Below are 23,579 nucleotides of genomic sequence, written 5' to 3'. Positions count from 1 at the left end.
GATGAAGAATGTTTTTTGTATGAAATGGGGAGAGCTTTATGGCCCCGAGTATGTCAATAGGCTTTATGAAATGGTAAAAAACAATTTAAGATTCCCTTTCCAATTAATTTGTTTTACAGATAATAAAGAAGGCATTCGCAAAGAGGTGGTTTGTTTTCCAATTCCCGAGGTGAATATACCTGATGGCCTTCCTGAAAGAATGTGGAGAAAGCTAACTGTTTTTAAAAAGGATCTATATGGTTTAAAAGGTGAAGCTCTTTTTCTTGACTTAGATGTTGTTATTGTTGATAATATGGATCCATTTTTTCAATTGGAAGGTGAATTTAGGATAATAAAAGATTACAGGAAGAAGTGGCGTGGAACAGGAAATTCTTCAGTTTTTAGGTTTGAATTAGGAAGACATTATGAAATATTTGATTTCTTTTTAAAGAATTTTGAAGAAATAAGAAAAAAACATAGAAATGAACAAGAATACTTGACTTCAATAATGAAGGAAAAAGGAATTTTGTCCTATTGGCCAGAAAGATGGTGTCCAAGTTTTAAATATGATTGTGTCTCTAAATTTCCTCTTGCATTTTGGAAAAAGCCGAAAATTCCACATGGAGCTCGAATAATCATATTTCATGGTGAAATTAATCCTCCAAAGGCAATCAAAGGAGGATGGGGAAAATTTTATAGGTATGTGAGGCCAGCCAAATGGATTAAAAAATATTGGATTAGAGAAAAAGTATAGAACACTTATTCTAAAAGGAAGACAGGTTTTTCAATTTGGCCTAATTTTCAATGTGGCTTAATGATTTCATTTTGGAATGTGCCATTCTATTATGATACCATACAGCTCTCATTTGCCATGAGTGCCAGAGGGAGGAGCATTTGAAATGCCGGCCTTCATTCCCATCACAAAGCCTCGAAGTCAATTTTTTTATCGAACCGATTTAGCAGGTTTTTTATTAGGAATCTGTGTTTTTTCAAAATTGCCCCTTTGGATTTACCCTTCTTTAGAAATTTTGCCTAATCTAATTCGAAAAGACCCTTTTCATTTGTGAAGAAATTATTACCTGAAAATAATTTGAGATATAAGCGATTTCGCTTTTATCAAATTTTCAGGGTACTTTTAAAATAAAATTGGTTGAATTAACTTTTTTTATAAAATAAGTTTACGAACAGTCCTCAGTTGTTAATATTCCGTTAATTAATCAAAAAATACCGTGATTAGGGTATTGTGTTATCTGTAAAAATTATTGTACATTTGTTCTGGGTGATTAAGCAACTTTTTCTACTAATGACTTTTAGTGTGTGTAATTGAGTTGGAGGTTTTTTTTGGAAATAATTTTTTAATACCTCCATTTATTTTGAGAATTCTGGTTTAGAAACATATTATGCCATCCTCGAAAGGGGATGGTTTTTTGTTGCCAAAATGTTTTTTCAGTAGATTTAATTTAAACCTCAAAAAAATGATGGAGGAAGAAAAAAGCCTACACCAATATATGAGTGAATTGGGTGGGGGAAGTAAAATTCCACCTGACCTACTGGAAGAGATATTGGTTCAAAGTGCCCATGTCCAAGTTCATAATGAACAATTGGTTTTGGGGGTTGAAGACAGGGATGATGCGACAGTATATGAAATAGGTGGGGGTAAATATTTGTTAAGCACCACTGATTTTTTTTCCCCTATGGTGGATGAGGCAAAAGATTATGGAAAGCTGGTAGCTGCCAGCACTTTGAATAATATTTATGCAATGGGAGGAGGTCCTGCCTTTGCTCAGGCAATTTTGGGTTGGCCCATGGAGGAACTTTCTGCTGAGATGGCCTCCGAAGTCATGCGTGGGGCCAAAGAAGTATGTTCCCAAGCGGGAGTGATCATTGCTGGGGGGCATAGTTTGGACCTTAAGGAGCCAGTATTTGGGTTAAGTGTCAATGGATTTGTGGAAAAAAATCATTTAATGCGGAATTTTGGCGCCCAAGCTGGGGATCTCCTGTACCTGACCAAGCCATTGGGAATAGGGGTGATGACTGCAGCTTTGAATAAAGGATTGTTATTGGAAAGCGAATATGAGGAAATGATTCAACTGTCAACCCATTTAAACCGGGTTGGTGAAGCCATTGCCAAAAGTGGTATGGCAACTGCAATGACAGATGTATCTGGTTTTGGCTTATTGGGACATTTGTTGGTCATGACCCAATCCAATGAACTAACCGCTAAATTAAATTTAGATGAAGTTCCAATAGTAAGCAGTGCTGAAAATTATTTGGCCCGATATATTTTTCCTAAAATGGTGGAGAAAAATTGGAGTGCTTACAGCTCCAAGGTTGAAGGGGTCAAAGGTATGGATATGGTAAAATTGTGTGACCCTCAAATTGGGGGAGGGCTTTTGGTGGCAGTACATCCTGATAATAAAAATGAATTTGAAAAGAGTTTCTCTCTATGGGATACTCATTTCCCATTGGCGCTAATTGGGGAGTTTGCCCGCAGGGAAGGGAAGCAAGTAAAGGTGGCCCCTTAATGTTAAGTAATTTAAATTTCACCTTAACTGTTAGGTAACCAGTGAGTTAAAAATTTTTAGGAAATTAGATAAGCTCAATTATCCATAAATTAATCCAAAAGGCCATGTTGGTGACCTTTTCTACTGCACTAACCCTTTTCACTGCCTATATTTTGGGAGTGATTTCCCTTTTTTCTATCAAGTACAGTAGGGAAGGCAACTTTTTGAAATTGTACATCCTTTCCGGGGCCATTGCTGGCGGATTGACATTTGCCATTATGTATTTTTTTATTCAATAAATCCCTTAATTTTCATGTCCTGTCAAGGTCATTTTATATTTTAGGTGGCCGGCTTGTTTAAGGACATTTTTATGGGGAATAGAAATTCAGTCGTTTATTTCTTGTTTGGGCTTTTAGTCCTGAACTTTTTGGATTGTCCAAGTGGATATGCTCAAAATGAGGATTATTATCAATCCTTCCCTAATCAAGTCACCAGCAGGTTTTATTTTTCCAAGAAATATACAGGGTTTAACCTGAAGGATAAGAAAAACGGCCCAAATTGGAATTATATGCCAAACACTTCCCGGACCATGGGGGTAGGGGCAACATATAATAATATTTCCCTGAACCTAGCGACAGGATTTGGGTTTTTAAATCCAGAAAAAGGGAAAGGGGATAGTGATTATTTTGACTTGCAAACCCATAGTTACCAGAAAGATTATATCATTGATTTGTTTTTGCAGTTTTATAGTGGCTATCATTTAATTCCCGAGGGAAGACAAGCACCGCCAGGAGATAATTATTATTACCGGCCAGATATTAAAGTGACCAAAATTGGAGCCTCTGTCAAGCAGGTATTCAATGGGGATAAATTTTCCTACCGGGCAGCATTTTTACAAAATGAATGGCAAAAGAAGTCTGCAGGAACCTTGTTGCTAGGATTGGAAGCATACGGAGGAAAGATTAGTGGAGATACCACTTTAATTCCCCCTGGGGCTTTGTCGGATATGGAAAGAAGGATCAGACAGGTTAGCTTTTTTGAACTAGGGCCCAATGCGGGTTTAGCTTATACCCTGGTGATCTGGAAAAGAATATTTTTAATGGCCTCCGCTTCAGGAAATCTTGGATTTGGATTTACCCAAATTAGAGGGGATAGTAAGGAGATCAAATGGGGCATCAATGCCAATTATTTTTTAAGGGGAAGCATAGGCTATAACTCCGAGAAATGGAGCATCAATGCCAATTATGTTTATGACAGGGTAAGGTTGCTCAGTCAACAACAACTTTCCCCTTCTATTGCTACAGGAAATTACAGGCTCAACTTTATTTACCGATTTGAGGCTGGACCTAAATTGAAGAGAACTTTGGATTATTTGGGATGGAAAAAGCCATGGTGACAGTTATTTGCCACTGAAAACTGTCATTTGCCTCCTGCATTTAATTTTCGAAAAATTGGAATAATTTTTCTTTACTTTGCAGTTTGAAACCAATGGTTAAGGTGTAAGTCGTTGATAATAAATGGTGTAGGTGTTTTTTTAATATTCTTGCCATAACCGATTGATTCATAGACAAAATCATGAGAAAACAGATTAAAATAACCCTTTTTGTAGTCATCCTTTTGGTTATCGCGGTGATACTTTTTCAGTCGCAATTGGGTGGAATATTTTCAGATGGAAAAGGGGCCTCCTCCGGAAGCAAGGATAATCCTGCTGGTCAACAAGAAAATGTCAAACTCCCTGTAGATGTGATTGAAGTGAAACCAGAAAGGCTAGAAAATAACTTGAATATTACAGGGAATGTTTTGCCCAATGAGTCGGTGGAACTACGTCCAGAGATTACGGGCCTAGTGGAATCTATCAATTTTGAGGAAGGTCAATTTGTAAAAGCAGGAAGCCCCTTGGTTTATCTGAATGATGATGAATTGAAAGCCCAATTGGATAGATTGGAGTATACCAAAAAGCTTTATGAAGGGCAGGAAAATAGGCAAAAACAGTTGTTGGAGCGGGAAGCGATCAGTCAGGAGGAATACGATATCTCCCTCAATCAATATAATACGACATTGGCTGACATCGAACTCATCAAGGCTCAACTGAGAAAAATGGTGATTCGGGCTCCTTTTGATGGGGTGCTTGGACTTCGACAGGTTTCGGTTGGGGCAGTAATTGGGACTTCTGATATTATTGTCAATATCGTCAATATCGACCCGATCAAGGTAGAGTTTTCCATTCCCGAAAGATATGCCGGAAAGGTTAAAATGGGATCCCAAATAACTTTTTCCAATAATGCGACGGATGGGGAAGTTTCTGGAAAAGTTTATGCTTTTGAGCCTATTGTGGATTCCCAAACCAGAACGTTGAAATTAAGAGCCATCAGCCCTAACCAAAACAGGCAATTTCTGCCAGGCATGTTTGTCAATATTCAGTTTAACCTGGACGTGGATGAAAAAGCCCTGATGGTTCCCTCGGAGGCTTTAGTGCCTGAACTCAACGGCTATAAACTGTTTCTGGCCAAAGAAGGAAAAGTGGAGGAAAGAAAGGTGACTATTGGTAGGCGAACGGAAAAGAAAGTCCAGGTGATCGATGGTCTTCAAGAAGGAGAGTTGGTTTTGACCACCGGAGTTTTGCAAGTCAAAGAAGGAATGCAAGTAGCCATTAATAAAGTCAACTGATTATGGCCAGCTTATCTACTATTAGTATTAGAAGGCCTGTATTGGCCATTGTTTTTTCCCTTACCATTGTTCTATTTGGTATTATTGGGATGACTTTTCTTGGGGTCCGGGAATATCCAAGTGTGGATCCGCCTATTATCAATGTGCGAACGACCTATGTTGGGGCCAATGCAGATGTGATAGAAGCCCAAATCACGGAGCCTTTAGAAGAGGCCATCAATGGAATTTCGGGAATTAAAACCCTTACCTCCACCAGTAATGATGGAACCAGTAACATTACTGTGGAATTTGATGTTGGGGCGGATCTGGAAGCAGCTGCAAATGATGTTAGGGATAAGGTAGCCGGGGCACAACGGAATTTGCCGCCCGATGCGGAGCCGCCTGTGGTGTCCAAGGCAGATGCAGATTCCCAGCCCATTGTTTTTCTCAATGTCCAAAGTGATGAAAAAAGCCTTTTGGAGCTATCCGACATTGCTGATAATATTTTCAAAGAGCGCCTTCAAACCATTCCTGGAGTCAGCCGGGTACAGATTTGGGGTGAAAAGCAGTATGCCATGCGCTTACGGATGGATCCTATCAAAATGGCGGCTTATGGTGTGACCCCACTGGATGTGCTGAATAAGGTGCAAAGTGAAAATGTAGAATTGCCTTCAGGGAAAATCGAGGGAAATACTATTGAATTATCCGTAAGGACAAAAAGCCGCCTTTCCAATCCCGATGAATTTAATGGCCTGATCATCCTGGAAAATGACAATAATGTGGTCCGTTTCCAGGATGTGGGGAAAGCAGAATTGGCGCCATTAAATGAAAGGACGGTGCTGAAAAGGGATGGGATCCCAATGGTTGGAGTGGTGCTGGTGCCATTGCCAGGCTCCAACAATATTGAAATTGTAGATGAATTTTACCGGAGGTTGGAGTACATCAAAAAAGACCTTCCCGAAGATGTAAAGCTGGGGATTGGTTTTGACACTACCGAATATATCCGGGACTCCATCAGTGAGGTTCAGGAAACCATATTATTGGCCTTCTTGTTGGTGGTGGCCATTATCTTTTTGTTTTTAAGGGATTGGAGAACCACTTTTATTCCTGTGTTGACCATTCCCATTTCATTGGTTGGGGTTTTCTTTATCATGTACCTGATGGATTTTTCCATCAATGTACTCACCCTGCTAGGGATTGTGCTTTCCATTGGCTTGGTGGTGGATGATGCCATTGTGGTGTTGGAAAATATTTATGCCAAAGTTGAAAAAGGCCAATCCCCCCAAAAATCGGCTGAAAAAGGAGCGGAAGAAATTTTCTTTGCCGTGCTGGCAACAACTGTTGCGCTTGCTGCTGTATTCCTGCCCGTGATTTTCTTGACAGGAACCACCGGGCGGTTGTTTCGGGAATTTGGGATTGTGGTGGCAGGTGCGGTAATCATTTCCTCCTTTGTGGCTTTGACCATGGCGCCCATGCTCAGCTCCAGGTTACTGAAGCAAAGGGAGGTGCATAGTTGGTTTTATAAAGTGACCGAGCCATTTTTTGTCTGGTTGAACCGGAAATATGAAAATGCACTTTCTGCCTTTATGAAGATCCGATGGACTTCTTTTATCATCATTGCCTGCATGGGCCTTGGGATTTACCTTTTGTTTACCAATATCCCTACTGAGCTAGCTCCAACTGAGGACCGCGGGGAAATCCGAATCAGCATGAGTGGGCCTGAAGGGGCTACTTTTGATTATATGGACAGGGTGATCGATGAGTTGATCATGGAATTTAAAACTGCTATTGGTGAGGAAGAAAGGGAAAGTATTATTTCCGTGACTTCTCCGGGGTTTGGGACAGCCAGCACGAATTCGGGCTTTATGCGGATTTCCCTGGTGGATGCCGATGAAAGGGAAAGAAGCCAACAGGAGGTTTTTGAGGAAGTTTCTTCTATTCTAAAGGATAAAACTGATGTGAGGGCATTTGCTTCCCAGCCCCAATCCATTGGTGACAGAAGAGGGGGATTGCCTATTCAGTATGTGATCCAGGCCCAAACCCTGGAAAAGCTCAAAACGGTAATTCCAGAATTTATGGACAAGGTCAATCAAAGTCCGGTGTTTTCATTTTCTGATGTCAACCTGAAATTTACCAAGCCCGAGATTGAGGTGGAAATTAATCGTGATAAGGCCAGAAATATTGGCGTTTCGGTTCAGGAAATTGCCAGGACACTTCAGCTTTCCTATTCAGGTCAGCGGTTTGACTACTTTATCATGAATGGAAAACAATATCAGGTGGTAGGGGAAATGCAGCGGGAGGACCGTGATGAACCCATCAACCTGAGGATGCTGTATGTTAGAGCTGAAAATGGGCGGCTGGTCCAATTGGATAATTTGGTCAGTATCAGGGAACAAAGCACTCCTCCTCAATTGTACCGGTTTAACCGCTTTGTAAGTGCCACAGTTTCTGCAGGCCTTGCGTCAAAAAATACCATTGGGGTTGGGTTGGAAGAAATGGACAGGATAGCAGCTGAAGTCCTGGATGAAAGCTATACAACGGATTTGGATGGAGTTTCCAAAGAATACAGGGAAAGCTCCAACAGTTTGATATTTGCTTTCATCTTTGCTTTGATCCTGATTTACCTGGTGCTTTCTGCACAATTTGAAAGTTTCCTGGATCCATTGACCATCATGTTTACAGTGCCCTTGGCCTTGTGTGGGGCATTGCTGTCCCTTTGGGCACTGGGCTTTACATTGAATATTTTCAGCCAAATTGGGATCATTATGTTGATTGGGCTGGTTACCAAAAATGGAATCTTGATTGTGGAATTTGCCAATCAAAGGAAAGCCCATGGTTTGAGTGTAGATGAGGCCATTGTAGGAGCTGCAGCTGCCCGTTTCAGACCAATCCTGATGACCAGCTTGTCAACCATTTTGGGAATCCTGCCCATTGCACTTGCTTTGGGAGCGGGTTCAGAAAGCCGAATGCCAATGGGAGTAGCAGTAATTGGAGGATTGATGTTTTCTACCATTTTGACCCTGTTTGTGATCCCAGCAGTATATACCTATTTGACATCCAAAAAGGGAAGATTAGCTAGAGTATGATCAGATTTTATGTTTTAATCATTGCCCTTGTTGGCATAACGGGAAAGCTTTTTGCCCAGGAAGAACTTACTTTTGAGAAGGCTGTAATAATAGGTCTTGAAAACAATTATGATGTTAAGATTGCCTTGCAGGAGAAGGAAATTGCGGTATTGGACCGGAAAATTGGGACCGGTGCTTTGTTGCCTAGTCTGGATGCAAGTTACGGTCAGTCCACTAGCCGGGAAGATGTAGAACAACAGTTTGTCAACGATTCGGATACTCGTAATATTGATGGGGCTAAATCCGACAATGAAAATTTTTCCCTGAATGCCATATATGGTTTCCGGGCAGATGCCCTGGTGGCAATAAAAAGATTGGGTAAGCTTGAAGAAATCGGGGTATTGCAGGCTAAGGTGGTGATTGAAAATACAGTGGCGGCCATTTCCTCAGCTTATTACCGATTGGTTCTGGAAAAACAGCGCTATGTAGTCCTTCAAAAGACATTAGAGCTTTCAAAAACCAGATTGGATATTGCAAAATCCCAATATGAGTTGGGAAGTGCCTCCAAAAGGGCTTACCTGGCAGCTCAGGTGGACTATAATTCTGACCTTTCCCTTTTATTGTCCCAGGAACAAGTGATCAAAAATGCCAGGATCAATCTCAATGAGCTTTTGGTAGTCGACCCTCCAAAGGAATATGTGGTCAATGATACCTTACAGTTGCAAGAGGATTTGGTTTTGGGTGATTTATTGGATCAGGCATTTGATGACAATAAAGATCTTCTTATCCGGAAGCGGGAAGAAAATGTAGCCTATTTGCAGGTAAAGGAATTACAGGCTCAACGACTGCCAACATTGACCTTGGATGGAACTTACAGGCAATCGGTGTCAGAATCTGATGCAGGTTTTTTGATCCAAAACAAAAGGGAAGGGCTTAGCTTTGGAGCCACCATAGGCATCAATCTTTTTAATGGCTTTATCCTAAATCGAAGGATACAAAGGGCAAAACTCCAACAGACCAATCAAGCTTATGTTCTGGACCAATATGAAAATCAGTTAAGGGCTGACATTTACAGGGCTTTTAATATATATGTCAACGGCAAAAGACGTTTGGAAATCGAAATGGAAAATTACGAAGTGGTGGAGGAAAATACCAAGATTGCTTTTGATCGATTTAAATCCGGGCTGACTTCCTATTTGGAGTTTCGGGATGCTCAGGTTAACAGCCTGGAGGCAGAAACAAGGCTCATTGATGCGGTTTATTCCATAAAAGAGGCTGAGATTGAGTTAAAACGCCTTTCAGGAGATATTTACCAAGGAAGGGGACCAATGGGGGACTGAACTGTATAAAATGTTAAATGAATTGATTGCTGAAAAATAACCTGGGTTTCAGCTTGCCCTTTCCACATTTCTGCCATTGATTTTTCTTTTGTCAATCTGGGATATTTATGCTATAATTGACTATCACCAATGTGTCAAAGGATCTTTGACAAGACCCAATGAAGCATAATCTTTCGGTTATTTTTGTTGTATTGTCCTGCTTCTTGATATTGGCTTCTTGTGGTAAAGCAAGGAAGGCAAAAAAGGAAAAGGCATTTTGGGAAAACCCAGTACAACTTGATCTTGATGAGATCAAAAAGCGGGGATTTATCCGGGCCATCGTAGATAATTCTTCTACCAGCTATTATATCTACCGTGGAAGAAGGATGGGCTATGAATATGAACTTTTGAGGAACCTGGCCCGCAAGCTGGATGTAAGACTTAGGTTGATTATCCTGACGGATCTAGATGAAGCTTTTTACAAGCTTAACAAAGGGCAAGCAGACATAGTAGCGATCAACCTTGAAAAAACCCCCGAAAGGCAAAAATATGCCAGTTTTACAGCACCCATCAATGAAATGTCTACTGTTTTGGTCCAACGCAGGGGCAAAAATCAAATAGACAGTTTGAAAAAATTGGATGGTAAAAAAGTCCATGTCAAAAAGGCAACGGTTTATAAGAAGCAGTTGGAAAACCTGGAAGACAGTCTTCAGATCTACATTGATATCATTGAAGAAGATGGGACCACGGAATCTTTAATTGATAAGGTGGTATTGGAAGAAGCAGATTTAACGGTTGTGGATGAAGATGTAGCCTTGGTCAATGCCACCTATTATAATGAAATAGATGTAAGCCTTGAAATCAGTGAACCCTCCCAAGTGGCATGGGTAGTGAGGAAAAATGCCCCCCAATTGTTGGAAGAGGTCAATCAATGGATAGATAAAAGTGAAAAATCCACCTATTTGGCCATCCTGTATGGAAAATATTTTTTGAATAAAAAGAATAGCTATTACCGAAATATAAGTCCTTTTAGCTCAATTTCTGGCGACCAAATATCCGTATATGATGGGATCATCAGGGACGGCTCCGAAAGGTTAGGCTGGGATTGGCGGTTGCTTGCCTCATTGGTATATAAGGAATCAAGGTTTGATACCACAGCCACTTCTTATGCAGGTGCAAGAGGACTGCTGCAGTTAATGCCGGTTACCCTTGAGAGATTTGGTGTGGAGAATCCCAATGATCCCTTTGCCAGTCTAATGGGAGGTGTGCAGTATCTTAAGTATCTCGATAAATTTTGGTTGGAAAGGGTACCTGAAATCAATGAAAGGTTAAAATTCATATTAGCTTCCTATAATATTGGCCATGGTCATGTGGAGGATGCCTGGAGGTTAGCCTTGAAATTTGGGAAAGACACCCAAAATTGGAGGGATGTATCTTACTATCTTAGCCGAAAATCCCAACCGGAAGTTTACCGTGACCCTATTGTTCGCAGTGGTTATGCCAAAGGACACCTGGCTGTGGCCTATGTTCAGGACATAATGAGTATTTATGAATCTTACAGGGTATTGGTTGATCCTTGATTTTAGATCCTTAAAATTTCGCTTTGTACCCAAAATGAAGTCGTACATTTTTCTGTTCTGTTTTAAAAATAATATTTTGGCAGAATGCCAATCGATAAATATTATGTTCCACAAAATGCAAAATGGGTTCTTGGGAATCCAAACCTTTATGCTGTTTTTTCATACAGCCATATTGACACTTTTGAAATCGAAGAAAGCTCCGAAGTTTACCCCAGCACTGGTTTTGCCAGTGAATTGGCCGTAAATTGTGAAGAAATTTGTCTTGACATATTAGTAGAAGAGCTGACCTATTCCCCTCAAAGTGGTATAGCTTTGCAGATGGGGAACTGTATGAAGATGGGCGCCCCACCCCTAGATTGGCTCCCCTCAAAAGTAATACCTTGGTGATTGATACTAATGATGACCGTTAATACGCCATCCATTTGGATTTGGAAATTTGTGAGTAATAAAATGCATTTGCATAAAAAAAAGCCCCGGTTTGATTAATTCCGGGGCTTTTTATGTTCTCTGGACCTATCCAGTTTTTATATTTTGTCGAAGATATTTTTAAAGCTTGTAGCTTCTCCCAGTCTTCCATGTAACTCATCGATAGATACCCTTTCCTGTTCGGTAGTATCCCGATGCCTAATGGTAACCGTATTGTCCTCCAAAGTTTGGTGGTCCACGGCGATACAAAAGGGAGTTCCGATTAAATCCTGTCGTGTATATCTCTTCCCAATGGAGGCCGCCTCTTCATAAACAATGTTAAAGTCGTATTTTAACCTGTCAAAAATTTCTTTTCCTTTTTCAGGCAATCCATCCTTTTTGGTCAACGGAAGGATAGCGGCCTTTACCGGAGCAATGGCTGGGTGGAATTTCAGGTAGGTACGCATTTTACCAGCGACTTCCTCCTCAGTATAGGCATTGCAAAGTACCATCAGGAACAACCGGTCCGCTCCTATGGAAGTCTCCACTACATAAGGAATGTAATTTTGATTTACCTCCGGATCGAAGTACTGTTGTTTCTTTTTGGAGAATTCCTGGTGGTTTTTAAGATCAAAATCAGTTCTGGAGTGAATACCCTCCACTTCTTTAAAACCAAATGGGAATTCAAATTCAATGTCCATGGCTGCATTGGCATAATGGGCTAATTTATCATGGACATAAGTCCTGATGTGGCTATCCGGAATGCCAAGGGCTTTGTGCCATTTTAAACGGTTAGCTCCCCAAGCCTGGTACCATTCCATTTCTGTGCCGGGGCGAACAAAGAATTGCATTTCCATTTGTTCAAATTCCCTCATCCTGAAGATAAACTGTCTGGCGACAATTTCATTTCTGAAGGCCTTTCCAATCTGTGCAATACCGAAAGGAACTTTCATCCTAGCAGTTTTTTGCACATTAAGAAAATTAACAAAAATTCCCTGGGCAGTTTCTGGTCTTAAGTAAATGGTGGAAGCATCTTCAGCTACTGAACCCACTTGAGTAGAAAACATCAAGTTAAATTGCCTTACATCGGTCCAGTTAGCTGTTCCGCTGATAGGGCAGGTGATATCTTCGTTGATGATCAGGTCCCTCAAGCCACTTAGGTCTTCTGCATCAAGAAGTTTTCCCATGGCAGCCAAAAGCGATTTAGCTTCTTCCTCTTTTCCCTCTTTCCTAAGGGCAGCTGCTTTTTCCTCAATCAATACATCAGCACGGTATCTTTTTTGCTGTCCTTATTGTCGACCATAGGGTCGTTGAAACTGTCTACGTGACCTGATGCCTTCCAGGTGGTGGGGTGCATAAAAATGGCAGAATCCAATCCTACTATATTGTCATTGAGACGGGTCATGGATTCCCACCAGAGTCGCTTTAGATTGTTCTTCAGCTCAACCCCGTAAGCTCCGTAATCATAAACGGCCTGAAGACCATCATATATTTCCGAAGATGGATATACAAAACCATACTCCTTGGCATGGGAGATGATATCCTTTAATTGCGTATTTTCAGTTGCTTGTTCTGTCTTTGCCATAGCCGCAAAAATAGGGAAATCTAATCAATTTCAAGAAGGAATTGAGGGTTTAGTTTTTGGTTTGAACCTAAGATATGGGCTTGCTAATTAAGCTTTAAATTTCGTTTTATAAAATAAATAACCCAATGTCAGGGTAGAGATAAAAAATATTAATGTGGTCCACTCATAAGTCCTTTTATTGGATTTTTCTTCAGCAATTTTTTCGTCTTTTTCAGCCAATGCCCTTTTGAGCTTTCCAATATCAAGTTCCTGTTTCTGGGCTATAAATTTGTAATCCTCCTTTTCGTAGGTGATTTCTGTGGTTTCTATACTTTTCAATAGCTCCAGTTCATCGATGATCTGATTGTCCTTTTTGACGATGCGTTCCAACCAGTTGTTGGTTTCGATCATGTCTTTTTTGGTGCGGTGGCCAAATATCCCGGATTTTTTTGTTTCAGAGTCTTTCCACTGCTCATGGAGTTGTTTTCTTTCATCCACCAATTTTTCCAACCTTTGTTGGGAAAAGGTCACCAATGGGATTAATAAGCAAAAGAGGAGTATTATTTTTTTCATGGGTAATTTATTTTCAAGAACAACTTCAAATAACGTGCCGATCAACAGGATTAGTATGTAAATGGAGAGCGGGTTTTTAATATTGAAGGAAATCAATAATACACCAGTTTTCTTTTTAAAGACCCAGGAGTTAAGAATAGCGAAAAGACAAAAAATATAAAAGATAGATAATGCTAATCGAAATTTGTAATTTCTATACCCTGTCCGCAGGTCACAGCCTACCCCAAAAAAATCGACGGCTCCGCAGCCTGAGAAATCATAAAAAAATGGGGTTTATATTGATGAATGCTGTATTTTCAAATACTATTATACCAATACACCCAATAACTTAATAACTCCCACCTTTTTTCCCCTCAAAACTTAATTTTCTTCTTAGGCTTCCTTTTAAACCTTCCTGTACGTCGCTTTTGATTGGTATAGAAATTATAAAAGAAATTGATCACAAAAGCGGTGACGGTAAGGGGTGTGAAAAAGTCGGGCATAACTCTTTTGATCCCCAAAAGGACAAGAAGAGCTGCCATCATTCCTATTTTGAAAGAGGTATGGCTTTCTGGATAGATTTTACTTATCAAAATCAAGCTGAAAACCTCCACTAACAGAACAAAAATGATCAGGTAAGTAAGCAATTCTTTGGTAGGAAGATTTCCATAAAATACTGACCAGGCAGTTAGGCCCACCACCCCAAAAAGGCTGATGGATTGTAAAGAGGTATTTAGTCTTTCCTTCATGATTAATTGGGTTATTATGGAAATTAATATAGGGCTTAGGACCTGAAAAAGCAATGTTTTGGAAAAAAGGACAACCAACCGCTTTTTCAAGGAAAAGGCGGTTGGTTGAAATGGAAGCTAAATAACTTTATAGTTTCCTTTTGATAAAATCCGTCATCATGCTGTACAGGTGCCAGGTGGTATTACCTCCATAGATTCCATGGTTTCTGTTGGGGTAATAAAATGTTTCAAACTGTTTGTCTGCGGCAATTAGGGAATTTACCAAGTCAACGGAATTTTGAAAATGCACATTGTCATCTCCAGTGCCATGGATGAGCAGAAAGTCTCCTTTTAGTTTTTTGACATGATTTATCGGGCTATTATCATCATAGCCGGAAGGGTTGAGCTGTGGGGGTTTTAGGTACCTTTCAGTGTAGATGGTGTCATAATATCTCCAGTTGGTCACCGGAGCTACGGCAATGGCTGTTTTAAAAATGTCATTTCCCAACATTAATGAAAGGGAAGACAGGTAGCCTCCATAGGACCAACCCCATATGCCTATTCGGTTATTGTCCACATAGGGCAAATCAGCCAAATATCGGGCTCCGGCAATTTGATCCTGGGTTTCCAATTTGCCTAATTGCCCATAAGTGGAATGTTTGAAAGCCTTGCCTCTTCCTCCGGTGCCTCGGTTGTCAATGCAGGCCACAATGTACCCCTCAGAAACCAGGTGTTGGTGCCAAAAATCCCTTGTTCCACCCCATTCATTTGTAACATCCTGGGAGCCGGGGCCTCCATACACATACATCAAAACAGGGTATTCATGATAGGGGTCAAAGTCCGCAGGCCTCATCATATAACCATTTAGCATAGTACCGTCTACAGTCTCAAACTCAAAAAAAGTTTTGGAAGCAAAAGCATATTGTGAAATCCTTTCTTTTAGAGCAGTATTGCTTTTAAGAAGTTTGATTTCCTTCCCTTTCTGATTGTGGAGGGATATCCTTAAAGGCTGATCCGTTGTGGTGTGTTTGTCAATAAAATATTTGAAGTCAGGGCTCATATTGATATGATGGGTGCCTTTGGCTTCGGTTAAGAGTCTTTTGGATTTGCCGTTCATTTTGATGACAAATAGTTTCCTTTCCAAAGGGGATTTTTCTGTGCTGATATAATAAACATTTTCATCCTTTTCATCGACGCCTACCAATTCCGAAACCTCCCAATTACCGGATGTGACTTGTGAAATCAATTTTCCGTTTTTATTGTGGTGATAAATGTGCTTATAGCCGTCCTTTTCAGAAGTCCGAATAAATCCTTTATTGTTTTCCAAAAACAGTAAATTGTCATTGTAGTCCAGGTCCACATAGGTATCTGATGTTTCAGTAAGGAGAATACTGCTTTCCCCAGTGGTTGTTTGGGCCTGGAAAATATCCAACTGGTTTTGAAGGCGGTTCAGGCGGATAAAGGCAAGGTGATTTGGTGTGCCGGTCCAATAAATCCGGGGGAGGTAAATGTCATTTTCATTACCGGAATCAAGTGTAACAGTTTTATTATCTTCCAGGTGACGCACATGGATGGAAACCAGGGCATTATTTTCTCCTGCTTTGGGGTATTTGAAGGAATAATCATAGGGATATAGATTTCCCCAGATTTGCATATGGTATTCTGGTACCTTGGTTTCATCAAAGCGTAGAAAGGCAATTTGTTCACCATCAGGGGACCATTCGAATGCTTTGGCCATGGAAAACTCCTCCTCATAAACCCAATCCGCAGCACCATTGATGATTTGATTCCTTTGGCCGTCATGGGTGACCCGATGAAGCTGCTGATCTTTAAGGCTGATGTAATAAAGGTCATTATCCTTTACAAAGGCGACTTTGTCATTATCGGGTGAAAGTGTCGCATAGGAGATTTTTTCCCCATCCATCAATTTTTGGCAATCCCCGCTTTCCAGATCTATCAAATGGTAATTAGCTTGGGTAGATCTTCTGTATATAGGTTCCACCTCTGAGGCCACCAGGGCCTTGGTTTCTTCCTTGTTCAATTCATATTCAGAAAATTCCAGTCCCAATTTTTTCCCGTCAATCAAAACTTCCTCCTCCTTGCCGGTAGAAATATTGATTTTTATTACCCTCGGGTATCCTTGGCTTTGATCCAAGCTGCTGTAATATTGGCCATCATTCATCCAATTGATACCCTGAATATTTTCCTGAAAGAAAATTCCCTGCTTAAAAACAGATTCCAGGCTGACTTTTTTTTCTTGACCCAGAAGAGGATGAATGAGTAGGAGGGTAAATATTGCTAAATTGAAAAAACGAATTATACGCATAAAGAATTTTTTTTTGGATTTACCTGTCTCTAAATATAAGGAAATTGAGGGAAAGGCTAATCAAGCTTTAGATTTTCTAATGAAAACTTACCTGGAGTTTAGCAAGAATGAATTTTATTGATCCTCGCGTTCAATTTTTTAATAATACAATAACAAATAACCCATTTCCCAAAAGAGGAAAATTAATCAGTTCCTGAATTCTGTATTGCATTTTTTCATTTCTAAATTTTACCTTTACCCCCAATATGAAGAAAAAAATTGCATTGGTAACGGGCGGATTTACCGGAGAGGCAAAAGTTTCCCTAAAAAGTGCCGCTGTTGTGGAAAAAAATATTGATTTGGAACGGTATGATGTTTATAAAATTATCATCAACCGGGAAAAATGGTGTTATCAGGATGCCTCCGGAAAGGAATATAAAGTCGACCTCAATGATTTTAGCATTTCATTGAATGGGGAGAAAATCCAGTTTGATGGAGTTTTTAATATTCTTCATGGGTCACCTGGTGAGGATGGGAAGTTATCCGGTTACTTTGATATGTTGGGGATACCTTATACCACCAGTAGTACCCTAACTTCTGCCATTACCATGAACAAAGGATACACGAAGGCCATTGTGGAAGGAATTGATGACCTATTTATGGCCAAATCTTTTCAATTATTCGAAAACTCCCCCGAAAATACTTGCAAAGTGGCCCAGGAACTATCTATGCCTTGTTTTGTAAAGCCTAACAATGGAGGAAGTAGCATTGGCATGAGCAAGGTGAAAAAGGTGGAAGAATTACAGGATGCCCTGGATTTGGCCTTTGGAGAGGATGACCAGGTATTGGTGGAAGAGTTTGTTTCGGGAAGGGAATTTTCCATTGGTATTTACAAGATTGCTGGGGAAATTATTGTTTTACCTTCTACGGAGATTGTGAGTTCAAAGGAATATTTTGATTTTGAAGCCAAGTATACTGCAGGAGTCTCGGAGGAAATTACTCCTGGACGGATGACACCGGAAGAGGTGATAAGGGTAAGTAAAATTGCTGAGGCAGTTTATCAAAAGTTAAATTGCAAAGGGGCAGTGCGGATGGACTATTTTCTGGAAAAAGACACAGGTAAATTTTATTTTATAGAAGTGAATACGGTACCTGGTCAAACCGAAACCAGTTTGATATCCCAACAGGTAAGGGCAGTGGGAAAGACGGTGAAGGAATTTTATACAGAATTGATTGAAGAAATGTGGGTGTAAAAAGGGCTTCTTGTTAATTAGCTAAATCACTGACTCTTAATAAACAGGGTTGCGAAAAAATAACTCAAAAACCCCGAAAATCGTCCAAAAGGGCTTTTTCCGGGGTTTTCTTTTTCGTATTTTTTGTTTGCAGACAAAAATACTATGAAAGATACCATACAGCTCCCTATTTTCAAAGACTTTGACGGATACTCTCCAAAGTATCACTTTTTCAAGAATTCCTTGCTTGGCCAGATCCATGACAGCCTGCCATGGGAAAAGCTTTCGAGCCTTGTTCCTGAAAAGCTGCAGGGGCCTGGTGCCCCAAGGTGGTTCGGTGCCAAGGGCATGTTTGCCCTGATGTTTTTGAAAGCCTACCTGAATACCTCAGACCGCCAATTGATAGAGCGTTTCAATACCGACTGGAGCCTTCAGTATTTCTGCGGGAAAGTATTGGCAGCAGACCAACAGATCCGGGACCTTACCATTATGACACGGATCAGGGCCTACATCGAGGAACATTGCCACTGGGAACAGATCCAAGAGGTACTAATGGATCACTGGAAACAGGATGTGGACAACAGCCACGTCTTATTAATGGATGCCACCTGTTATGAAAGTTATGTCCGTTTCCCCACCGACCCCAAACTACTCTGGGAATGCTGCCAGTGGGTGTTTGAAAAGCAACTGTTCAAAAAATGTAAACAATTGGGCATAAAAAGGCCCCGGTCAAAATACAGGGAGCAGAAGGCCAAACAGCTTGGCTACTTCCGTAAAAGACGCAAATCCTTTAAGGAAACCCTCAAAAGGAAAAAATCCCTGGTCTTCCTGTTGGAAAAAGGACTTGGCCAGTTACAAGAGATCCTAGACTTTTATCAAGGGGCGGGGCTTAAACCAAATGACTTTGCCTGTCTGAAGACCATCAAAAAAGTCTTGGTCCAGCAGCAGTTTTTGTTGGAAAATCCTCCCTCCGAACTTAAGGACCGCATCGTTTCCCTCCATAAACCTTATCTCCGGCCGATCGTCCGGGGAAAGGAAAACAAACCTGTGGAGTTCGGTATGAAAGCCCATATCCTTCAGACAGGCGGGCTATCATTTATCGATAAACTGGACTTCAACAACTTCAATGAATGTACCCGGTTGAAAATATCCACGGTAAAACATACCCGGATTTTCGGACAGACTTCCCAGCTGGGTGCCGACCGGATTTATGCCACCAATGCCAACAGAAAGTATTGTACCTCCAAAGACATATTCACCGGCTTCCCCAAAAAAGGCCCCAAACCGCACAACAAAGCCGAAAAGATTCTGAGTGCTGAAGTCTCCAAACAAAGGGCAACGGCAATGGAAGGGGCTTTCGGCAACCATAAAAACCACTATGGACTGGTTAAAATACGAGTAAAGGGAGATAAAAGGGAAAAGCTGGCCGTGCTGTTCGGCATTATGGCAGCCAACGCCGTAGCAGTTGCCAAACGAAGAAACCAACAGGAATCCCCGCCCATCAACAAAGCTGCTTGACAAAAACTACCGCCGGAAAGAAGGATTACAGGACAGGTGTGTCCAATTGTCAAAACCACCCCAAAAATCAACCCCTTCAATTCAGTAATTGTACTTTTCCTTACACAAATTGTACTCTGAATTTTACTTCAAAGTACCCTAAAAACAAATTAACCTTTTAGTTAAGTCACTAAAAGGTTAATTATGTCTATTTCCCAAAGAGGCCTAAAAAAGCGGGGGCAGTGAATAAGAACAATCTGAAGCCTCTCAAAACAAGTTGATTGTACAAAGTACAGGGTACGATGTACGAGGACACGATATATTGAAAGATACGTCTTCCAATTTTAAGTTAACAGAAAAAGGGAATATTACTCTTTTACCGATGGGTTTTAGGAAATGGTTATCCAGTTAAAAGCAGTAGGATTCCCATTAACCCAATAACTTCTATAGCAATTAAAAAAATATAATGAAAAAAGCGGCTCAAGGGCCGCTTTTATTATAGGTTAAATGCTTTTTTGATTTGATCTACATAATCCAGCTTTTCCCAGGTGAACAATTCCACATCCAAAGTAACGGATGTGCCATCCTGTGAAACGAAGGATTTGGTAACCACTTCATTTTTTCTTCCCATATGCCCATAGGCAGCGGTTTCTTCATATATGGGGTTTCTCAATTTAAGCCTTTGCTCAATGGCATAGGGCCGCATGTCAAATATCTTGGAAATTTTTCTGGCAATTTCACCATCTGAAAGTGCAACTTTGGCCGTTCCGTGGGTATTGACGTACAATCCCATGGGCTCAGCCACCCCGATGGCATAGGATACTTGCACCAATACTTCATCGGCAATCCCTGCAGCAACCATGTTTTTGGCAATATGTCTGGTGGCGTAAGCGGCAGATCGGTCCACTTTTGATGGATCCTTTCCGGAAAATGCTCCCCCGCCGTGGGCACCTTTACCTCCATAAGTGTCTACGATGATCTTCCTTCCTGTAAGTCCAGTGTCCCCATGAGGCCCTCCAATTACAAATTTTCCGGTAGGGTTAATATGATATTTGATTTCATCGGTAAACAAAGCCTGAATCTCTGGAAGTAACTGGGCTTTTACCCTTGGAATCAGAATGTCAAGAATATCCTGTTTGATCTTTTTCAACATGACTTCTTCTTCCCCAAAATCATCATGTTGGGTGGAAATGACGATGGCATCGATCCTTTGAGGAACATTATCATCACTGTATTCGATGGTAACCTGGGCTTTGGCATCCGGCCGCAGATAGGTGATGTCCTTATTTTCCCTTCTCAATGAGGCCAATTCTTTCAAAAGCCTGTGAGAAAGGTCCAAAGCCAAAGGCATAAAGTTGGCGGATTCTCTGGTGGCATACCCAAACATCATGCCTTGGTCGCCGGCACCCTGCTCCTCAGGGCTGGTCCTGTCCACCCCTTGATTGATGTCTGGAGATTGCTCATGTATGGCCGACAAAACTCCGCAGGATTTACCGTCAAACATGTAGTCACCTTTGGTGTATCCGATTCTGTTGATGACATCCCGGGCGATTTTTTGAACATCTAAATAAGTGTCAGACTTTACTTCCCCTGCCAATACAACCTGCCCTGTAGTTACAAGGGTTTCACAGGCTACTTTGGATTTGGGATCAAAAGCCAGAAAATTATCTATTAATGCATCTGATATCTGATCGGATATTTTATCCGGGTGTCCTTCAGAAACAGACTCTGAGGTGAACAAATATGACATATATGGTAGTGTTTTCCTTTTTTTTAATGGCGTGTAAAATTACAGTTTAAGGAGGAAATAAAAAATTTTGGGTTCAGATTAAAATTTTAGGGTAATGGCATTGGATAATTTACGGGATTGGTTACCCATTTCAGGCACTGGCGTAAAGCACAAATACAGTAGGGATTTTGTGCAAGTCGATTTTGGCTTTTTTCCATTGAGCCATCGTTTTGGTTTGGATGAGTTCATCCGGACCGGTAATGTTTTTGGCTATGCATAATTTGGTGTTGGGATGGAGGGTCTTTTTCAGGTCATCCAATAGTTGGTCGTTCCTAAATGGGGTTTCCATGAAAATCTGAGTTTTCTGAAATCGGGCAGATTCACTTTCTAATTGGCGGATAGCTTCAGCTCTGGCCTTTTTGTCAATGGGCAAATAGCCGTGAAAAGCAAAAGATTGCCCATTGAAGCCTGAACCCATCAGGGCCAAAAACATGGAGGATGGTCCTGAGAGGGGGACCACCTGGATTCCTTTTTGATGGGCAAATGCCACTGCCAATGAGCCGGGGTCGGCTATTCCCGGACAACCTGCTTCTGAAATGATTCCAATATCCTGTCCCTCCAGCGCCGGTTGCATCAAAGTAGGAATTTGGGTTGGTTTTGTTTTTTTGTCCAAAATCTCCAAATGAAGATCCTCAATGGTTAATCCCAGTTTCAAACTGGAAATATATCTTCTTGCTGTCCTAAGATTTTCTGCCAGAAAAAAACGGGTGTTTGAAATTACCGATTTGACCTGTGGGCTTATTACCTCATTTTCGGTATTAGGGGCAAGGATATTGGGGATCAGGTAAAGCTTTCCTTTTTTCATATCAAGGTAAGGCTGAATGGTTCATTTTACTTCAAAAAAGCCTTTATGGTGGCTACCACAGCGGCAGGTTGTTCAGCATGAAGCCAATGGCCGGCATTTTTAATGGATATTAGTTTATAATCAGGGAAAAATTTCTCCAGATCGGCCTTGTCTTGATCTTGTATATAATCCGAATTGGCACCACGCATAAACAGGGTTGGGTTTTCAAAAGTCTGATTTCCCTGTAAGGCCTCGCCAACATTTTCTATTTTTTCTGTAATAACAGGGAGGTTTACCTTCCAGGTAAATTTACTTTCTTCATTTCTTCCCAGGTTTTTTAGCAAAAACTGGCGGATACCCTTTTCGGATATATATTTGGATAGGGTATCTTCTGCTTCTTTCCGGGAAGAAAGGTTTTCCAAGTCGATAGCATTTAGCCCTTCCAGGATAGATTGGTGATGAGGATCATAATAGCGGGGGGCAATGTCTGCAATAATGAGTTTTTTGACTTTCCCCGGGTATTTCAGGGCAAAGTTCATAGCAGTTTTTCCGCCCATGGAATGTCCCATAAGATTTACCGCTTCCAGGCCTTGGGAGGTCAAAAAACCTGCTAAGTCTTCCGCCATGGCTTTATAGGTCCATTCGTCACTTTTTGGGCTTTCCCCATGGTTCCTTTGGTCTACCAAATATATGGTGAAATCATTTTCTAACTCCTTGGCTATACTCATCCAATTGTCTGCTGAACCAAAAAGTCCGTGAAGAATGATCAATGGTTCTCCCTGCCCTATTTTCTTATAATTTAATGTCATACTGGTTAATTCATTGTGGATTCAAAGGTATTGATCTGATAGGTTTTGCCCTTAGAAAATTGGGAATAAAATAAAATGAGTCCCAAAAGAAAAGGTTAAATATCCTCCAACTGTCTTAGGTACATTTGGATGGTGTTTTCCAGACCAAAATATAATGCATCACAGATCAGGGCATGGCCAATGGAAACTTCATCCAAATAAGGGATATGTTCTTTTAGAAACCTGAGGTTGTTGAGGTCCAAATCATGTCCGGCATTGAGACCTAAACCCAATTCCCGTGCAATTTCTGCCACTTCCACATAGGGTTTCACAGCAGTTTGCTTGTTGGTTCGATAATTGGAAGCATAAGGTTCTGTATATAGCTCCACCCTGTCCGTACCTGTAAGCTTGGCTGGTTCAAAGTATTTGGCTACTGGGTTGATAAATATGGAAGTCCGGGTGTCATATTCATGGAGTTCTGCAATAATATCTTTGAGCATTTCCTGATGTGAAATGGTATCCCAGCCTGTATTGGAGGTCAAAACTTCAGGAGGGTCAGGTACCAATGTTGCCTGGGCAGGTTTAACCAGGCGGATGATTTCCATATATCTTTTATCCGGATACCCTTCTATGTTAAATTCTGTGGTGACCGCATCTTTAAGTTGCATGACATCATCATAGCGGATGTGTCTTTCATCTGGCCTGGGGTGGACGGTGATTCCTTCAGCCCCAAATTTTTCTGCATCCAAAGCAACTTGAATGACATCAGGATTGTTTCCTCCCCTTGCATTGCGAAGGGTTGCAACTTTGTTAATATTTACGCTTAATTTGGTCATTTTATT

18 protein-coding genes and 1 pseudogene are annotated in these 23,579 nt (G+C 40.9%); 11 read left to right on the top strand and 8 right to left on the bottom strand.

The window, feature by feature from the left end; all coding sequences use genetic code 11:
• Position 1 precedes the first annotated feature (1 nt).
• From QWY93_RS04755 to QWY93_RS04715, 9 genes are all read left to right on the top strand, one after another.
• The gene (locus QWY93_RS04755) at positions 2-733 is read left to right on the top strand and encodes a hypothetical protein (protein WP_290247029.1); all 732 of its coding nucleotides are present in this window, start codon (positions 2-4) and stop codon (positions 731-733) included.
• 721 nt (positions 734-1,454) lie between these two features.
• Positions 1,455-2,504 (top strand): selenide, water dikinase SelD, encoded by a 1,050-nt coding sequence (gene selD, locus QWY93_RS04750; protein WP_290247028.1) that lies wholly within the window; start codon positions 1,455-1,457, stop codon positions 2,502-2,504.
• Between the two features lie 104 nt (positions 2,505-2,608).
• Entirely contained in the window at positions 2,609-2,782 is a 174-nt protein-coding gene (locus tag QWY93_RS04745) for a hypothetical protein (RefSeq protein ID WP_290247027.1), read from the top strand.
• 71 nt (positions 2,783-2,853) lie between these two features.
• A complete protein-coding gene (locus QWY93_RS04740; RefSeq protein WP_290247026.1) occupies positions 2,854-3,879 on the top strand; it encodes a DUF4421 domain-containing protein in 1,026 nt (341 codons plus the stop codon).
• Positions 3,880-4,058: 179 nt separating this feature from the next.
• Positions 4,059-5,150, top strand: coding sequence for an efflux RND transporter periplasmic adaptor subunit (locus tag QWY93_RS04735; RefSeq protein ID WP_290247025.1), 1,092 nt, complete (start codon positions 4,059-4,061; stop codon positions 5,148-5,150).
• Between the two features lie 2 nt (positions 5,151-5,152).
• Positions 5,153-8,215 (top strand): efflux RND transporter permease subunit, encoded by a 3,063-nt coding sequence (locus QWY93_RS04730; RefSeq protein ID WP_290247024.1) that lies wholly within the window; start codon positions 5,153-5,155, stop codon positions 8,213-8,215.
• Positions 8,212-9,534, top strand: a complete 1,323-nt coding sequence (locus QWY93_RS04725) for a TolC family protein (protein ID WP_290247023.1) — start codon at positions 8,212-8,214, stop codon at positions 9,532-9,534. Before QWY93_RS04730 ends, QWY93_RS04725 begins: the two co-directional genes overlap by 4 nt.
• A 158-nt stretch (positions 9,535-9,692) precedes the next feature.
• A complete protein-coding gene (locus tag QWY93_RS04720) occupies positions 9,693-11,093 on the top strand; it encodes an MltF family protein (protein ID WP_290247022.1) in 1,401 nt (466 codons plus the stop codon).
• A gap of 84 nt (positions 11,094-11,177) precedes the next feature.
• A complete protein-coding gene (locus tag QWY93_RS04715; protein WP_290247021.1) occupies positions 11,178-11,480 on the top strand; it encodes a hypothetical protein in 303 nt (100 codons plus the stop codon).
• A 137-nt stretch (positions 11,481-11,617) separates the two neighbouring features.
• Here QWY93_RS04715 and QWY93_RS04710 read toward each other — a convergent pair.
• The 4 genes and pseudogenes from QWY93_RS04710 to QWY93_RS04695 all read right to left on the bottom strand — a co-directional run bounded on the left by QWY93_RS04710 (position 11,618) and on the right by QWY93_RS04695 (position 16,668).
• Positions 11,618-13,083: pseudogene (locus tag QWY93_RS04710) on the bottom strand (glycine--tRNA ligase).
• An 87-nt stretch (positions 13,084-13,170) separates the two neighbouring features.
• Positions 13,171-13,635: a Clp protease ClpB gene (locus QWY93_RS04705; RefSeq protein WP_290247020.1), complete on the bottom strand. Its 465-nt coding sequence runs from the start codon at positions 13,633-13,635 to the stop codon at positions 13,171-13,173.
• 353 nt (positions 13,636-13,988) lie between these two features.
• Positions 13,989-14,363, bottom strand: a complete 375-nt coding sequence (locus QWY93_RS04700) for a hypothetical protein (protein WP_290247019.1) — start codon at positions 14,361-14,363, stop codon at positions 13,989-13,991.
• A gap of 127 nt (positions 14,364-14,490) precedes the next feature.
• On the bottom strand, positions 14,491-16,668 hold the full coding sequence (locus tag QWY93_RS04695; protein WP_290247018.1) for a S9 family peptidase: 2,178 nt from the start codon (positions 16,666-16,668) through the stop codon (positions 14,491-14,493).
• A gap of 245 nt (positions 16,669-16,913) precedes the next feature.
• On the opposite strand from QWY93_RS04695, the gene QWY93_RS04690 reads away from it, so the two are divergent.
• Positions 16,914-17,900, top strand: coding sequence for a D-alanine--D-alanine ligase (locus QWY93_RS04690; RefSeq protein ID WP_290247017.1), 987 nt, complete (start codon positions 16,914-16,916; stop codon positions 17,898-17,900).
• A 144-nt stretch (positions 17,901-18,044) separates the two neighbouring features.
• The gene (locus tag QWY93_RS04685; RefSeq protein WP_290246189.1) at positions 18,045-19,397 is read left to right on the top strand and encodes a transposase; all 1,353 of its coding nucleotides are present in this window, start codon (positions 18,045-18,047) and stop codon (positions 19,395-19,397) included.
• 475 nt (positions 19,398-19,872) lie between these two features.
• Here the strand turns inward: QWY93_RS04685 and metK are convergent, their stop codons facing one another.
• The 4 genes from metK to QWY93_RS04665 form a co-directional block, all read right to left on the bottom strand.
• Positions 19,873-21,126, bottom strand: a complete 1,254-nt coding sequence (gene metK / locus QWY93_RS04680; RefSeq protein WP_290247016.1) for a methionine adenosyltransferase — start codon at positions 21,124-21,126, stop codon at positions 19,873-19,875.
• Positions 21,127-21,256: 130 nt separating this feature from the next.
• Positions 21,257-21,970, bottom strand: a complete 714-nt coding sequence (locus QWY93_RS04675) for an SAM-dependent methyltransferase (protein WP_290247015.1) — start codon at positions 21,968-21,970, stop codon at positions 21,257-21,259.
• Positions 21,971-21,996: 26 nt separating this feature from the next.
• Positions 21,997-22,758 (bottom strand): alpha/beta fold hydrolase, encoded by a 762-nt coding sequence (locus QWY93_RS04670; protein WP_290247014.1) that lies wholly within the window; start codon positions 22,756-22,758, stop codon positions 21,997-21,999.
• 95 nt (positions 22,759-22,853) lie between these two features.
• Positions 22,854-23,573 carry a pyridoxine 5'-phosphate synthase gene (locus tag QWY93_RS04665; protein ID WP_290247013.1) on the bottom strand — a complete coding sequence of 240 codons (720 nt, stop codon included), beginning with the start codon at positions 23,571-23,573 and terminating at the stop codon, positions 22,854-22,856.
• Positions 23,574-23,579: the final 6 nt, after the last annotated feature.

Source organism: Echinicola jeungdonensis, from assembly GCF_030409905.1.
Taxonomy (GTDB): Bacteria; Bacteroidota; Bacteroidia; order Cytophagales; family Cyclobacteriaceae; genus Echinicola; species Echinicola jeungdonensis.
Note: the sequence above shows the minus strand (reverse complement) of the source record. Positions and strands in the feature narration are given on the sequence as shown.

What these genes read in the sequence shown, in the direction of transcription:
- QWY93_RS04755 (WP_290247029.1), top strand. Translation starts at nt 2, where the DNA reads ATGAAGAATGTTTTTTGTATGAAATGGGGAGAGCTTTATGGCCCCGAG.
- selD (WP_290247028.1), top strand. Translation starts at nt 1,455, where the DNA reads ATGATGGAGGAAGAAAAAAGCCTACACCAATATATGAGTGAATTGGGT.
- QWY93_RS04745 (WP_290247027.1), top strand. Translation starts at nt 2,609, where the DNA reads ATGTTGGTGACCTTTTCTACTGCACTAACCCTTTTCACTGCCTATATT.
- QWY93_RS04740 (WP_290247026.1), top strand. Translation starts at nt 2,854, where the DNA reads ATGGGGAATAGAAATTCAGTCGTTTATTTCTTGTTTGGGCTTTTAGTC.
- QWY93_RS04735 (WP_290247025.1), top strand. Translation starts at nt 4,059, where the DNA reads ATGAGAAAACAGATTAAAATAACCCTTTTTGTAGTCATCCTTTTGGTT.
- QWY93_RS04730 (WP_290247024.1), top strand. Translation starts at nt 5,153, where the DNA reads ATGGCCAGCTTATCTACTATTAGTATTAGAAGGCCTGTATTGGCCATT.
- QWY93_RS04725 (WP_290247023.1), top strand. Translation starts at nt 8,212, where the DNA reads ATGATCAGATTTTATGTTTTAATCATTGCCCTTGTTGGCATAACGGGA.
- QWY93_RS04720 (WP_290247022.1), top strand. Translation starts at nt 9,693, where the DNA reads ATGAAGCATAATCTTTCGGTTATTTTTGTTGTATTGTCCTGCTTCTTG.
- QWY93_RS04715 (WP_290247021.1), top strand. Translation starts at nt 11,178, where the DNA reads ATGCCAATCGATAAATATTATGTTCCACAAAATGCAAAATGGGTTCTT.
- QWY93_RS04705 (WP_290247020.1), bottom strand. Translation starts at nt 13,635, where the DNA reads ATGAAAAAAATAATACTCCTCTTTTGCTTATTAATCCCATTGGTGACC.
- QWY93_RS04700 (WP_290247019.1), bottom strand. Translation starts at nt 14,363, where the DNA reads ATGAAGGAAAGACTAAATACCTCTTTACAATCCATCAGCCTTTTTGGG.
- QWY93_RS04695 (WP_290247018.1), bottom strand. Translation starts at nt 16,668, where the DNA reads ATGCGTATAATTCGTTTTTTCAATTTAGCAATATTTACCCTCCTACTC.
- QWY93_RS04690 (WP_290247017.1), top strand. Translation starts at nt 16,914, where the DNA reads ATGAAGAAAAAAATTGCATTGGTAACGGGCGGATTTACCGGAGAGGCA.
- QWY93_RS04685 (WP_290246189.1), top strand. Translation starts at nt 18,045, where the DNA reads ATGAAAGATACCATACAGCTCCCTATTTTCAAAGACTTTGACGGATAC.
- metK (WP_290247016.1), bottom strand. Translation starts at nt 21,126, where the DNA reads ATGTCATATTTGTTCACCTCAGAGTCTGTTTCTGAAGGACACCCGGAT.
- QWY93_RS04675 (WP_290247015.1), bottom strand. Translation starts at nt 21,970, where the DNA reads ATGAAAAAAGGAAAGCTTTACCTGATCCCCAATATCCTTGCCCCTAAT.
- QWY93_RS04670 (WP_290247014.1), bottom strand. Translation starts at nt 22,758, where the DNA reads ATGACATTAAATTATAAGAAAATAGGGCAGGGAGAACCATTGATCATT.
- QWY93_RS04665 (WP_290247013.1), bottom strand. Translation starts at nt 23,573, where the DNA reads ATGACCAAATTAAGCGTAAATATTAACAAAGTTGCAACCCTTCGCAAT.